The sequence below is a fragment of the Staphylococcus sp. HMSC06C11 genome (assembly GCF_001808345.1).
In the GTDB taxonomy this organism is placed as follows: domain Bacteria; phylum Bacillota; class Bacilli; order Staphylococcales; family Staphylococcaceae; genus Staphylococcus; species Staphylococcus capitis.
Genome location: NZ_KV793030.1, coordinates 181,901 through 196,016 on the forward strand (window position 1 = coordinate 181,901; position 14,116 = coordinate 196,016).

The window sequence follows — 14,116 nt, forward strand, 5'->3', positions numbered from 1 at the left end:
TTTTTCTTTATTGTTGATTCTTTTTACGTTGTTTAAATACAAATAATAGTATTAAAATAACTAAAATGATTTGAGCTACTATTGTTTCGACACTAGGATAGAAACCAATCCAACTCACTGTAGGCATACCTTCGATACTATGTTGAGGTATCCAACCTAGTAATTGAGCTTTTTGGATACTTACACCTAACATTTTAAATGTCATAATGAAGATTAGTATTGAAAGCACTCGAAATATATAGTGAACTGGAATTAACTTGACAATAAATCTAAATAGTAAAGCGAAGATGATTAAAATTACAATCGCTATTACTATTCCTATTATAAAGTCTTGCGTTTTAATACTACCAATCATACCCATATAGAATATGATAACTTCAACACCTTCACGAAGTACTGATATCAAGCCGATTGTTCCCAATAAAACAAGGTTACCGTTACTAATTGCATTTTGGTACATCGACTGAATCATTTCATTCCAACGTTTTGCACTTGATCGATTATGCATCCACACACCAACAACATACATTAAAATAACGGCTACGATACCAAGTACCGTTTCCATACCCTCACGAATAATACCATTATTGCCAATTGTTGAAATCAAAACAACTGCTAACGCTATACTTAATACTAATCCTAAGAGTGCACCACCTATCACACTAGATGTACCTTTATGGTCTTTGACCTTGCGAGTCATGGTTGTTAAGGTCATGACGATTAATAGTACTTCTAAGCCTTCACGTAAGAAGATTACCATTACATCAACGAAAGTATAATCTCCTGTTCCAACCGTATCTTTAATATCATTATTGATCTCTTTTAAACCGTCTTTGACACGCTCTTTGTTGCTGTCATCTAAAATACTTTGATAATAAGGTATTTTATCTTCAATAGTTGTATATAAGCTACTATTCTTAGTTTGAATCTTACCTTCGACATATGGCCAAATTTGAATAAATTTAGATAAAGCCGCATCCGTTTGTTTTAAATCATTTTTATTGATACCAGTTATCGCCTTATCTAACTCATCATTTAATTGTGTCACTTTGTACTTACCATTTTCTTCTGATGATTGTTTTTGGTCCACAGTATCTATACTTGATTTGAACGTATCCCAAGCGTTCTTAACTTTCTTTGGATCTAATGGTTCCTTTTGTATGGCTACACGAAGTTGCATTAAATTCACTTCAATCGTCCCATATTTCCCTTCATCGTAATTACGAATGACAGTTTCATGACTAGTCCAAATTTGGTTCAAACTATTATTAATGGATTCGAGTTCTGAACGATTTTTATTTTTAATCGCTTTTTGAATAGGTTCATCTTTGGCGTCTACTGCTTGCTTTAATTCTTTAATTTGACCTGATGCATCTTTAGAACTTTGTGTATTTTCATATGTAATTAATGCTTTAGTTAAGTCTGATAACTTATCAGCTTGATCATCTGAAGTTTTAGCACTTTCAACTTCCTTCAGTTTATTCTTGACTGCTTTACCTTCTTTATTATCTTTTACTTTTAAAGCATTAATTTCTTTTCTAACTTGCTTGATAGCTTTTTTCTTATCGCTATCCTTTTTTGAATTATCACTAATCGTTGATTTAGCATCCGTAATTGAAACATATGCTTCACTCATTGAGGCATTTTCAGCATGTACTGGTGCTATTTTAAATAAACTTAATATTAGAATTAAGACGATAAGTATCTTAATCGAATAGTGTTTCACCGAGGTATCCTCCCTTTTTCACACCAGGTAATACGATAAATGTTGCGGAGGCACGATGTGTAATGTATTCATTTAATTTATCTTTATGACCTAAATGGTTTTGAATATCAATAAATTGTTGAGTCGCCTTTTGGAAACTAATAAATAATAAGCCTGTTTCTAAAGCTCCAGTTTTGTCATTTGTTCCTGCAGTGTAGTTATAAGCACGACGTTTAATGGACGTCTTCGCTTCATGCGCTAAACGTGCATGAGCATCTGCAGGAATCACATACTCTCCACTACTATCCTTTGCACCGAGATCCATTTCATCAAATTCTTTCTTACCAGTTAGTGGAGCACCAGAGATTCGTTTACGTCCAAACGTCGCTTCTTGTTCTTCGAGTGCAGTGCGGTCCCATGTTTCAATATGAATCTGTATGCGTCGAATAATACAATATGTACCATTTTTAGCCCAACCGTCATCAATAAATACATAATCTTTGTATTCGTCAGTATGGCGAGGGTTAACAGTCCCATCTTTAAATGCCATTAAGTTACGTGGCGTTTCATGAAGTTGTCCTGAAACAAAACCTGTTTGAGACCATTTAACTTGTACAATATCTCTAAATGGTCTTATTAAGTTATGGATAGCATGGAAAGTAACTTGATCATCCATTGAACATGCTTGAATCATGATATCTCCATCACTAAAATCATCCGATAATTGATCATTAGGGAAATGTGGTAAATCTTTATAATCTTTCGGTATCTTGTCTTTCATACCAATCTTTTTCAAGAAAGATTTACTTACTCCGAACGTAAGCGTTAATTTACTCGCACTTAAGCCAATTGCTTCACCAGTATCAACAGGTGGTAATAATGGGTTACTACTCTCTTTACCGACAGAATCTCCGTCCGTCATCTGCGCTGCCATTTTCGTCCACTGTTTGAACATATCTTTGATTGCAGCTTTATCTTTCGATTTTAAATCTAAAGCTACAAAGTTAATTGAACGTTGTGTGGGTGTAGTAATACCAGCTTGAACTTTGCCATAAAACTCATATGCATCTTTCTCTTCATCTTCTGGTGTATCAAACATTGATTTAAAAGAGAATATACTTCCTACTCCACTTGCACCAATAACTACGCCAGCGCCACCTATGCCTAACATTTTTAAAAATGATCGGCGTGACATTTGTGATGATTGGTCTCTGTCTAGTTTACTCATTCTGTAACCACAGCCATCTTACTTAATGGTTCACCTAAAGCATTTACAGCATCAGCCAATGCTTTTCTATCTTTCTTAGTTACATCATTATAAGATTTATAACCATCACCGTCTTTATATTTATCAAGTAATTTATTTACCTTGTCAAAGTTCTTTTGAATATTTGAACTTAACTTTTTATCTTTTTTCTCTAGAGTAGGTTTAAATAACTCATATATTTTTTGCGCGCCTTCAATATTAGCTTTAAAGTCGTATAAATCAGTATGAGAATAAATTTCTTCTTCACCTGTAATTTTAGATGTTGAAACTTCATTTAATAAGTCTACTGATCCTTGAAGCATTAATTTAGGTGTAATATCTAATGTATCAGCTTTTGCATGTAATTCTTTAGCATCTTTTAACAATTGATCAGCATCCTTTTTAGTTGTACTGTCAATTTTATTATCTTGATAAAGTTGTTTTTCAATTTTATGATATCCAGTCCATTGATCTTCTTTTTTTTCTTCTTTCATATCTGCTAAACGAGCGTCAATCTTAGGATCTAAATCACCGAAAGCCTCGGCAACTGGTTCTGAACGTTCATAATACATACGTACCTTAGGATATAATTCTTTAGCCTTTTGCATATTGTTATCTTTAATTGCATCAACGAATTGTTGCGTACCTTTTAAGAATTGATCGAGTTGCTTATCTGTGTACTTTTCATACTTCTTAGTAGCTTCATTTAATTCCTTTTTATTACCACCACTACTATTATTTGTTGAACTTGAACTATCTTTACTATTATTGTCGTTTCCACATGCTGCTAACATTAACGTTGATGCTAATAAAATAACCGGTAACTTTTTCATTACTTCACCTCATAGATTGATAAATAAATGATTAACCTATTGTGACTCACATCGAGTAGGAGTTAAAGTTCTCAATTGATAATCATTATCAAGAATATTATATTCGTGGGTGATATTTGTGTCAATAACAACTCTTTTGATTTTTTATCTAAAAATCCTTTTAAATTTTAAAGAAATTAGGAGACATTTATGTGTTATTTATTTTTAAAAATAAAATGACTGGGTAAACTATGAATAAGGGAATTTAGAGTTGACGATTACTATAATTTATAGAATTTAAAAAGATACTTATAGGAGTGGCTATACTATGGTAGAAAAGTTTCAAGCATTTATAGTTGATCAAGACGACAAAGGTAACGTTTCTCATGATTTTAAAAAGATAAGTAAACAGGATTTACCTGAAGGTGACGTTCTCATTAAGGTTCACTATTCTGGAATTAATTATAAAGACGCTTTGGCTACACAAGATAACAATGCAATTGTAAAAAGTTATCCTATGGTGCCTGGTATTGATTTGGCTGGTACTATTGAAGAAACGAATGCACCTGGATTAGAAGTTGGAGATGAAGTCATTGTTACAAGCTATGACTTAGGTGTAAGTCATTATGGTGGTTTCAGTGAATACGCACGTGTGAAATCAGAGTGGGTTATTAACTTACCAGAGGGACTTACTCTAGAAGAAGCTATGATTTATGGAACTGCTGGATATACAGCTGGCTTAGCTATTGAAAAATTAGAAAAAGCTGGCATGACTATTGAAGGAAAAGAAGTTTTAGTAAGAGGAGCATCAGGTGGCGTTGGCACACTTGCTATGCTTATGTTAGATAATCTGGGATATGACGTGATAGCTAGTACCGGCCGAAAGAATGTTGATGCTGATTTAAAAGAACTTGGTGCTACTGAAGTAATCAATCGCCTACCAGATAATGATAATAAAGCATTGGCATCACGCACTTGGCAAGCAGCCATTGACCCTGTCGGTGGTCAAAATTTACCTTATATTGTTAAACGTTTAGATAATAATGGCAGTGTAGCAGTAATTGGTATGACTGGTGGCAATGAGTTTGAAAGTTCGATTTTTCCATTTATCTTAAGAGGTGTAAGTATTATTGGCATTGATTCAGTTTTCACACCGATCAAGTTACGTCGTCGTGTATGGAGAAGATTAGCAAGAGATTTAAAACCAAATCAACTTCATGATATTAAGCATGTCATTTCTTTTGATGAACTTCCTCAAGCTATTGATAAAGTGATTAACCATGAAAATACTGGTCGCATTATAATAGATTTTAATGCTTCAAAATAATTAATATAAGAAAAGAGCGCGAGTACACCTCATAGCCTACTCGCGCTCAAATCTTTAATACTTGATATACATTCCTTTTGAATGTGGCTCGGTACTTATGAACCCAAACTTTTCATAAAGTTTATCAGCTGGATAATCTGCCATTAAACTTATATATGTTCCTTTTTCAGCCACTCGATCAATATACTTCATAATTTCTTCCATTATAGTACGCCCATGTCCCAAACCTTGGTATTCTTTATTTACTGCGATATCTACAATCTGAAAAGCAGTACCACCATCTCCTATAACACGCCCCATACCAATGAGCTTATTGTCATCATAAATAGTGACATTGAAACAGGCATTGGGTACCCCCTTTTCAGCAGCTTCAATTGACTTAGGACTCATACCAGCGTTGAGTCTTAAATCACAGTATTCTTGAACTTTAGGTGCTTCAAAATTAATTTCTACCATCACTATGCTATCCTTTCAATAAACTTAGTATAGATATTGGTTCACAATATCTTTGTTTGATTCCTTAAAGATATCGTTATGACTTGATACATAACCTTCAGTTGCTGCATGAGGTTCGATGTACGTCTTAGCTAAATTAGCAGCATTACCAGCATCACTGAATGCGCTCGCAATTAAATGTACTTTAGCATCATGGTGCACGATATCGCCACATGCGTAAATACCCTCTACACTAGTAGTCGTATTCCCAAAGCCTTTAACTCGGTATTCATCATAAAGTTCAAATTGTGATGTACAATCTTTGAGTAATGGATTCTCATGATCAAAGCCATGACTAATTATGACTTCATCAAAAGCTTGAGTTTCGATTTTACCGCTCTCAACATTCTCCAGTTTCACTTGATGAATACGTGTATCATTGTCATTTCCAATAAGTTGTTTAATTTTAGTGTTTGGCAGTAATTGTACACCAAGTTCTTTAAGAATCCCATTCATAGCTTCATAACCACTTGTTTCTGATTTTCGATAAATCACCGTTACGCTTTTGGCAATTTTCGCAATATCTCGCGCCCAATCTAATGCAGTATTTCCTCCACCAGAAATAAGGACATCTTTATCTCTAAATTTTGAAAATGACTGAACGACATAGTGAAGATTTGTAAGTTGATAACGTTCTGCACCTTTAATATCAAGCGGTTTTGGATTAATGATTCCTCCTCCAATAGCGAAAATAACTGCTTTGGATTCATAAATGTGCCCTTCACTTGTTTCAATTTCAAAATGTCTTTCTGAAACTTTACGTATATCTGTAACACGTTCATTTAAATTTACTTTAGGATTAAAATGTAAACCTTGTTCAATCATATCTTCGATAATCTGGTAGCACGGTTTAGGTGCAACACCACCAATGTCCCAAATAATTTTCTCCGGATAAATTTGCATTTTACCACCTAACTTATCTTGCACATCAATGATTCTAACTGACATCCCTCTCAACCCAGAGTAGAAACTTGCAAACAAGCCAGCTGGACCGCCACCTATAATCGTAACGTCTTCCATATTGCTTCCTCCTATAATATGTAAAGCATATTAATTAATTCCCAGTGATAATTATTATCATTTATTTCATCAATATTATACTATATGTGAAATGCGTATTGAAGATATTCATATTAGCTCTATATAAAAAACTCGTGAGTCATTAAAAACTCACGAGTTAAAATTAATCCTTAGGTTCAGTAATAATTGCTTGTCTAAGTAAAAAGAATAATAATAACAATCCTGCTAGCATTCCCGTATGACCTATACCAGCAAAGCCTGCTAAAGCTTCTGGTGAATATTTTGCACCAATCACTTGTAAAGTACCTTTATAAGTCATCATGCCTATTGTCACTATGACACCTAAATGATAGACGATAAAGAACCAATTAAATAAATAATAACTACTTAATTTAAATACCTTTTCAAGTGGTAATAAAAGTAAGAACATAAACATTCCGAGTATAAGTGTATGAGTATGTACTAATGCTAATTGTGTATCACCCGTAAAATGATGCGCTTTAGTTAATTCTCTGTAATAGAAACCACTTAATAGTCCTATAATCATATAGAATAAAAAAGAATATAGTAATCTACGCATGATGAATCCTCCCTCACGGTTATATTATAGAACATATTACTAAATATTAAAGTGACAAAATCACGAAGAATATAGATGACTACAAAAAATTCCTAAAAAGATAAAGTAAACTTTTTAGGAATTTTTGAGCTCTTTATTTTTTATTACGTGCATGTTTAAATAGAGCAACTAATGAAATAATTATTGCAAAGATGGACACAATCCATAAAGCGATTGAGCCTCCACCATTTGAAGTAGATGCTTCAGATTTATTATCATTTGAACTTGCACCTTTTTTCACGGTAGTAGTTGGAGCAGGATGTTCACTATTTTCTTTACCAGTCCATTTTACAACATCACCGTTATCATACGTTTGATATGCTTTCCATTTAAATGTGCCCTCATCTTCAGGATTAGCTGCTACAATCGGAAATTCTATAAACTCGTTAGGTCCTATTCCTTTACCAGTAGCTTTCCATGTAATTTTAGTGATATTGCCTTTCTTATCTTTTTTAAATTGATGCTTAAATCCTTCAACAGGTGCGACGTTTGCTACGTTGACACCTTTAGGGACATTTAATTCAACTTTGACAGTGTTATTATCTTGCTCAACTGGAACCCTCACATCATATTTGTCATAAGATCCTGGTTCACTTTGGTTGGGATTTAGTGTCACGTGCGCATCGGCGTATTTAAAACATCCAATCGCAAAAAATAAAACAATTGTCATTGATATCAATTTGCGTAACATGATTTTCCTCCTTAACTTGGGATATTAATTTGACTCATCATCACACCGGCAAAAATTAAAATAATGCCGATAATAAGTTCTGTAAATAGAGTTACTTTGTTTACATGATTTCTTTTACCTAAAGCACGGTAAGTTTGGTAAAATCCTAAAATCATCATGATTAATGTACCAATCACTTTAATAATGATAAATACTGTCCAAGCTTGTATATTATTCCATATAGCTAAGACATTCGTTTCATCAATAGCCATCAGGACACCAGAAATTATCAATATAGCTACCGCTGTAATATTCGTTTTCAAAAGCATATGTCTAACATTTGTTAATTGATTGCCACGTCCATTTTTAGCGTAACAAATCAGATAGACTAACGCGCCTAACCATAGTGTCATTCCTGCTAAATGTAGCGTTCTAATTACTATAGACCAAAGTGGCACATGTTGTGACCACGCATGACCAGACATTGCTATAGCTAATATCATTGCAAACGACACAAGCCAGTACCATAATTTTTCCATATCTTTAAGAACCATTAATATAAATAATACAATAAGCGCAATTGAACTAATGATATATGGAAATTGCATAATGACGTTAGCTTTAAAAGATAAAATATCGTTTAACACATCTGATGTGAGTGTCATCATATAAACGAGTATCGACATAAGAATCGACATCCCCATTATCCATGCGACACCGACCTGTTTAGGTAATATGTTAAATTGCTTTAATCCTCGACGTTTAGCAAGACCATTCATCCAGAACAAGCCAACTAAAATAATAGTTGCACCTTCTGTAAGGTACCTAAATACACCAAACCAAAAGCTTGGTTGTTCATAAAAAGAATCAGAGGTATCAACATTTTTAGCAGTCACCTTGCCTACTGAAAACTCAAATTTATTACTCACTTCATGACCATCTGCTGAAATCGCATGCCATTCAACTGTATTTGTCCCTTTAGCAATTTGATCTCCAGGAAATTCTAAAGTTTTTGACCATCCTGAAGTTGTAGGTTTTACTTCACTTATTTTTTTACCTTTATCATTATATAAAGTTATATTTGAATATTTTGCATTGACTGGCTCATTATATTCCAGCTGTATGTCTTCTGGTTTATCTTTAACAACTCCTCTATCTTGCGGTGTTGTTTTTTCTAAAGTTGCATGTGCAGAAGCTTGTTGCTGAAAGGCTGGAACCAATGTCATTAATATTATAACTATCAATGCAATCATGTACTTTGTCATTCTACTATGTACTAACATTGAAACCTCCCCATATAAGTGCTTTTAAATTTTGCCCTGTTTCCAATAATATAGCTTACATTTCCACTTAACAATAACAATTCTAATTTTTCACTATTTCGACAAAAAAGAAGACAAGTAAGAAACCTTATCCTCTAACGTCTCTTAAACTTGTCTTTTAAAATTATACTGGTTTTACTAACCCTTCTTTATCAACTACTAAATAAACAACGTTAGCTCATTATAAACTAACGCTGTTTATTTCATATTATGAAGGTATTTCAGTACGTTTAGTACTATGTTTTCTAACTATTGCTGCGATTAAACTTGAAATGATACCGAAAATCATAAAGCCAATTAGCATCCAAACTGTACTATTTAACTCAATTGCTTTATTCATATAAATAAGCTCTTTGAGCGTAGTAGTATAGTGTGTAAATGGATTCCATCCATAAGCCCATTTTTGATATCCTTCTGGGAGCATTTGTTTTGGTAAAGTAACCATTTGCATACTGAAGAACATGAGTAAGATGAAGATAGGTAGAGATTTCATACCTAACCAAACCATAATTCCTAGTATTAATCCAACAAATCCCATTATTGCTAGAGCAATGAACAATGCAACTCTATTAGGATGATCGAAATGGAATCCTAATACACCTTTCATAAAGTACACATATGCAAAGCTGCCTAGGAAAGCTGCAAGTACTGCAGTTACCATTTGTCCTACAGATGCGATAATTCTGTGTTGAATCGCAAAGTTATTACTAGTTCTAAATGCATAGAATAATAACACTGAAGTAATCATTGAGCCCATCCAAACTGGCATAAACATTAAGAATGGTGCATTACCGCCACCTTGATGATCTTTAACTTTATTTACTTTGTGATCATCAACTTTAACTGGATTAGTAATGCCTTGGATATCTTTAGGACTTACATCTACGTTCTGTTTTTGAAGTGTAGATAAACTTTGTTTAGTAATTTGTTTATTTAAGTTTTGTCCAACACCTGATAGTACATTTGTAACAATGTTTGATGCTTGTAAATTTGAACCTTGGCTTACAATCGTTTTAAGTTTTGCTTGTTTTACATCAACACTTTGATTACCCATTTTTTCTTTCATTTTTTGAGCTTGTTGTGCTGGAATTTCACCAGATTCAACTTTTTCTTTCATCTCTGACTTTTTACTATCCATAACAACTTTTTGAGTTTTACTCATTGCATTTTTTGAAAAGTCTTTTTCAAATACAACTGCCCCATAATATTTCTCATTATCGAATCCTTTTTTCAAATCAGATTCTTTATCAACTTTGACCCATTTAATTTTATCTGAATCACTATCTAATAATTTATCTTCTATTTTCTTACCAATATCAACTTTATTACTTTGAATAGTTGTACCTTCATCATTATTGACGATGGCAATTGGTAAATCTTTAGGTTTAGGATTAAATGCTGGATAAAATGCTAGTGAAAAAATAACTAAGATTAAAATCGCAGCAATTGGTGCTAACCATAATAATTTGCTTTTAAAGATATTCATGAATTGACCTCCTTTTTTTATTGAACAATGTGTTGAATATTTTTTACGTTGTCTATTATAATAGGTAAGAACAATTTAACAATAATCAATTTAATAAAATACGTCTGTTATTGAACACTTTGTTGTAAATTGTCTATTAAATCATTGGGAGGTTATATTTAATTGAAAGAAGATAGGCGAATAAGAAAGACAAAATCTTCCATTAAGAAGGCATTTACAACATTATTACAATACAAAGAGCTCGATAAAATTACGATTAGAGATATTACAACTGAAGCTGATGTGAATAGAGGAACCTTCTATTTACATTATGAAGATAAATATATGTTGCTTTCAGATATGGAAGATGAGTGTATTTCAGAGCTAGCTCATCTAACGGATTTTAATCAAATAGATGGGGACACTGTTGAAGCTATTTCAGAACTCTTTATAGATAGAGTTCTTACTAAAATCCTTCAACATATAGATGATAATTTAGATTTTTATCAAATCATTCTACAGTTAGATCGTCGAAGTAAACTTGAAGAGAAAATAAGTTTATTAATTAAACAAAATATGAATCGATATATGAGTATTAATCATGAAATAGATGGTATACCAGAGATGTATTTTCATAGCTATGTCGCAGGCGCTACAATAAATACTATTAAATATTGGGTTTTAGACCCAAATCGTATTTCAGTTGATGAATTAACACATCATATTTATAAAATTGTTTATAATGGACCATTACGAATTATGGCAGAATATAAATATAAAATGAATCATGCCTAACTTAATCGTTCAAATACTATCTAACTGTTAATCAAATTGAATATAGAAGACTTTGAAAGGAATTATAGTTATGATTACTGCTTATAAACATGAAAGTATAAATTCAAATGAAATCATTGAAACTAAAGTGGATCATAGCGCGTCTTGGATTAACGTTGTTGAACCTGAACGTGAAGAAATTGAAGAATTAATGGAATTCTACAACATTCCAGAGGACTTTATCCGTGACCCATTAGATTCTGAAGAAAGTGCACGTATAGAATATGACGAAGATACTGGCTATTCACTCATTATTATCGACTTACCTATTGTCAACTCTACAAACCGTCGCGTACTTTCGTTTGTTACTATTCCACTAGGTATCATTATAGGTAATGGCATTATCATGACCGTTTGTGATGCCGAAAATGAATTTCTTGAAAATTTTGCAAGACAAGATGATATTAATTTAAAATTTCATAGTCGCTTTGCACTTGAAATTTTATTAACAATTGCAAATCACTATAATAGAAATTTAAGATTATTAAATAAATCGCGAATTCGTATCGAGAAAGATTTAAAGAATAACATTACTAACAAACAATTATTTAAACTTATGGAAGTTGAAAAAAGCTTAGTTTATTTCTTAGCGGCATTAAAAGGTAATGATACAATTATTAAAAAACTATTTCGTTTACCTGCAATCAAACGCTTTGAAGAAGATGAAGAATTACTTGAAGACTTAGTAATTGAAAATAATCAAGCTATTGAAACAACCGAATTACATCAACGTATCCTTGAAAGTATTACAACATCTTATGCTTCATTACTATCTAACGACATGAATACAATAATGAAGACATTAACACTGTTTACTGTATTACTTACTCTTCCTACGCTCGTGTTTAGTTTCTTCGGTATGAACGTACCATTACCTATAGACGACCATAGTTATGTCTCATGGGTAATCGTTGTAGGTATATCATTGATACTTGTTGCAATAGTGAGTATCTATTTATGGCGTAAACAAAAGCTTTAAATCATATTTTATATAAAAAGTCCCACTTGAATTTGATTTTAAATTCAAGCGGGACTTTTTAATTATTTAGCTGCAGCTTTATAGGTCTTTCTTTTCGATAAAACAAATGTAACAACGATTGACACAATAAAGGCAATCATCATACCTATGAGATAGTGTAACCAACCTGCATGCGCTGGATTAATAGATATAAATCCTGGTAAACCTGCAGTACCCAGTGCAATAGCTTTCACTTTGAAAAATGAAATATAAGCTGAACCTAATCCAGATCCCACAACAGCACCTATAAATGGATATCTTAATTTAAGATTGACACCAAACATCGCTGGTTCCGTAATACCTAATAATGCAGAAATTCCAGCTGCAGATGCCACACCTTTTAGTTTTTTATTATGTTTAATTATAAAGAATGCTGCAATGGCTGCACCACCTTGAGCAACATTAGACATAGTAGCAATTGGAAAGATGAACGAACCTCCCGTTTTAGTGGCGTCAGCAATCAAGGTCGTTTCAACTGCGATGAAGCTATGATGCATGCCAGTAATTACAATTGGTGCATAAAGTAAGCCGAATATGAGGCCTCCTATAGCCCCACCAAAATCATACAACCAAGTTAGTCCATCTGATAACCAATATCCTAATTGACGTGTAATAGGTCCAACGAATAAAAATGTGATAAAAGCTGTAACAAATATAGATAACAATGGTGTCAGTAAATTATCCAAAACAGTCGGTATCACTTTACGTAGCCACTTTTCAATTGTAGCTAAAATATACGCAGCAACTAACATGGGAAGCACTTGTCCTTGATAGCCCACCTGATTAATATGTAATCCAAAAATATCCCAATGGGGAATAGCTTTCCCTGCTTCAACTGCTTTAGGAAAATCATAAGCGCTCATTAAACTAGGATGAACTAATATCATGCCTAGTGCGGCACCTAAGAAAGGATTACCCCCAAAACGTTTAGCTGCACTAAATCCTATTAAAATAGGAAGTAAAGTAAATGGTGCATTTGCAAAGACGTTTATCATTTCAGCCAAGCCAGCAAATTGACTGTGAACATCAATGAATGATTGTCCTTTATAGAACAAATCTTTGGCAGTTAGAATGTTATTCAATCCCATCAATAAACCACCAGCTACAATTGCTGGAATAATAGGAACAAATATATCAGACAACATTTTCACAAATTTTTGTAAAGGATTCATATTTTTAGTCGACTTATCTTTAACATCTGATGTCGTTGATGCCTCTTTGCCAGTAATTTTCTCTAATTCATTAAATACTTTGTTAACAGTCCCAGATCCAATAATGATTTGATACTGTCCCCCAGTTGAGAAAGTTCCCTTTACTACATCCATATTATTTAGCGTTTCTTCATCTACTTTGCTTTCATCATTAAGAACTAATCTTAATCTTGTAGCACAATGTGCAATAGCATCAAGGTTTTCTTCCCCACCTATTGCTTGTAATATATCTTCAGCAGATTTCTTATAGCTCATTAAATAAGCCTCCTTATTTAGAAACCGGTTCCATTTATTTAACTTTATTGTAACCGGTTCCAAACTTTTACGCAATAGCTCATCAATCGTTTATTAGTAATCATATTAATTTAGAAA

The 14,116-nt window shown here is 32.9% G+C and carries 13 protein-coding genes; 3 read left to right on the top strand and 10 right to left on the bottom strand.

The window, feature by feature from the left end:
• Nucleotides 1–7: 7 nt before the first annotated feature.
• From HMPREF3154_RS00980 to efeO, 3 genes are read right to left on the bottom strand one after another with little or no spacing between them, the layout of a single operon-like run.
• On the bottom strand, nucleotides 8–1,726 hold the full coding sequence (locus HMPREF3154_RS00980) for an FTR1 family iron permease (protein ID WP_023351227.1): 1,719 nt from the start codon (nucleotides 1,724–1,726) through the stop codon (nucleotides 8–10).
• A complete protein-coding gene (gene efeB, locus HMPREF3154_RS00985; protein ID WP_023351226.1) occupies nucleotides 1,707–2,933 on the bottom strand; it encodes an iron uptake transporter deferrochelatase/peroxidase subunit in 1,227 nt (408 codons plus the stop codon). The genes HMPREF3154_RS00980 and efeB overlap by 20 nt, the downstream gene beginning before the upstream one ends.
• Complete coding sequence (efeO, locus tag HMPREF3154_RS00990; protein WP_002453899.1) at nucleotides 2,930–3,784, bottom strand: iron uptake system protein EfeO; 855 nt, start codon at nucleotides 3,782–3,784, stop codon at nucleotides 2,930–2,932. The genes efeB and efeO overlap by 4 nt, the downstream gene beginning before the upstream one ends.
• A gap of 307 nt (nucleotides 3,785–4,091) precedes the next feature.
• Here efeO and HMPREF3154_RS00995 point away from each other — a divergent pair, with 307 nt between their 5' ends.
• Nucleotides 4,092–5,090 (top strand): acrylyl-CoA reductase family protein, encoded by a 999-nt coding sequence (locus tag HMPREF3154_RS00995; protein WP_030062332.1) that lies wholly within the window; start codon nucleotides 4,092–4,094, stop codon nucleotides 5,088–5,090.
• A gap of 54 nt (nucleotides 5,091–5,144) precedes the next feature.
• Here HMPREF3154_RS00995 and HMPREF3154_RS01000 read toward each other — a convergent pair whose 3' ends face one another.
• The 6 genes from HMPREF3154_RS01000 to HMPREF3154_RS01025 all read right to left on the bottom strand — a co-directional run bounded on the left by HMPREF3154_RS01000 (nucleotide 5,145) and on the right by HMPREF3154_RS01025 (nucleotide 10,702).
• Nucleotides 5,145–5,546, bottom strand: coding sequence for a GNAT family N-acetyltransferase (locus HMPREF3154_RS01000; protein WP_023351222.1), 402 nt, complete (start codon nucleotides 5,544–5,546; stop codon nucleotides 5,145–5,147).
• Nucleotides 5,547–5,570: 24 nt separating this feature from the next.
• Nucleotides 5,571–6,605 (bottom strand): NAD(P)/FAD-dependent oxidoreductase, encoded by a 1,035-nt coding sequence (locus tag HMPREF3154_RS01005; protein WP_002432574.1) that lies wholly within the window; start codon nucleotides 6,603–6,605, stop codon nucleotides 5,571–5,573.
• A gap of 163 nt (nucleotides 6,606–6,768) precedes the next feature.
• A complete protein-coding gene (locus tag HMPREF3154_RS01010) occupies nucleotides 6,769–7,185 on the bottom strand; it encodes a DUF2871 domain-containing protein (RefSeq protein WP_002432207.1) in 417 nt (138 codons plus the stop codon).
• Nucleotides 7,186–7,318: 133 nt separating this feature from the next.
• Entirely contained in the window at nucleotides 7,319–7,915 is a 597-nt protein-coding gene (locus HMPREF3154_RS01015; RefSeq protein WP_002432601.1) for a YcnI family protein, read from the bottom strand.
• Between the two features lie 11 nt (nucleotides 7,916–7,926).
• Nucleotides 7,927–9,177, bottom strand: a complete 1,251-nt coding sequence (locus HMPREF3154_RS01020) for a copper resistance CopC/CopD family protein (protein ID WP_023351221.1) — start codon at nucleotides 9,175–9,177, stop codon at nucleotides 7,927–7,929.
• Nucleotides 9,178–9,424: 247 nt separating this feature from the next.
• The gene (locus HMPREF3154_RS01025; RefSeq protein ID WP_030062329.1) at nucleotides 9,425–10,702 is read right to left on the bottom strand and encodes a YhgE/Pip domain-containing protein; all 1,278 of its coding nucleotides are present in this window, start codon (nucleotides 10,700–10,702) and stop codon (nucleotides 9,425–9,427) included.
• A gap of 162 nt (nucleotides 10,703–10,864) precedes the next feature.
• Here HMPREF3154_RS01025 and HMPREF3154_RS01030 point away from each other — a divergent pair, with 162 nt between their 5' ends.
• Both HMPREF3154_RS01030 and HMPREF3154_RS01035 read left to right on the top strand, forming a co-directional pair.
• Nucleotides 10,865–11,476, top strand: coding sequence for a TetR/AcrR family transcriptional regulator (locus HMPREF3154_RS01030; protein WP_023351218.1), 612 nt, complete (start codon nucleotides 10,865–10,867; stop codon nucleotides 11,474–11,476).
• 70 nt (nucleotides 11,477–11,546) lie between these two features.
• Nucleotides 11,547–12,494 carry a magnesium transporter CorA family protein gene (locus HMPREF3154_RS01035; RefSeq protein ID WP_002432912.1) on the top strand — a complete coding sequence of 316 codons (948 nt, stop codon included), beginning with the start codon at nucleotides 11,547–11,549 and terminating at the stop codon, nucleotides 12,492–12,494.
• 62 nt (nucleotides 12,495–12,556) lie between these two features.
• Here HMPREF3154_RS01035 and HMPREF3154_RS01040 read toward each other — a convergent pair whose 3' ends face one another.
• Entirely contained in the window at nucleotides 12,557–13,999 is a 1,443-nt protein-coding gene (locus HMPREF3154_RS01040; RefSeq protein WP_002432683.1) for a sucrose-specific PTS transporter subunit IIBC, read from the bottom strand.
• Nucleotides 14,000–14,116: the final 117 nt, after the last annotated feature.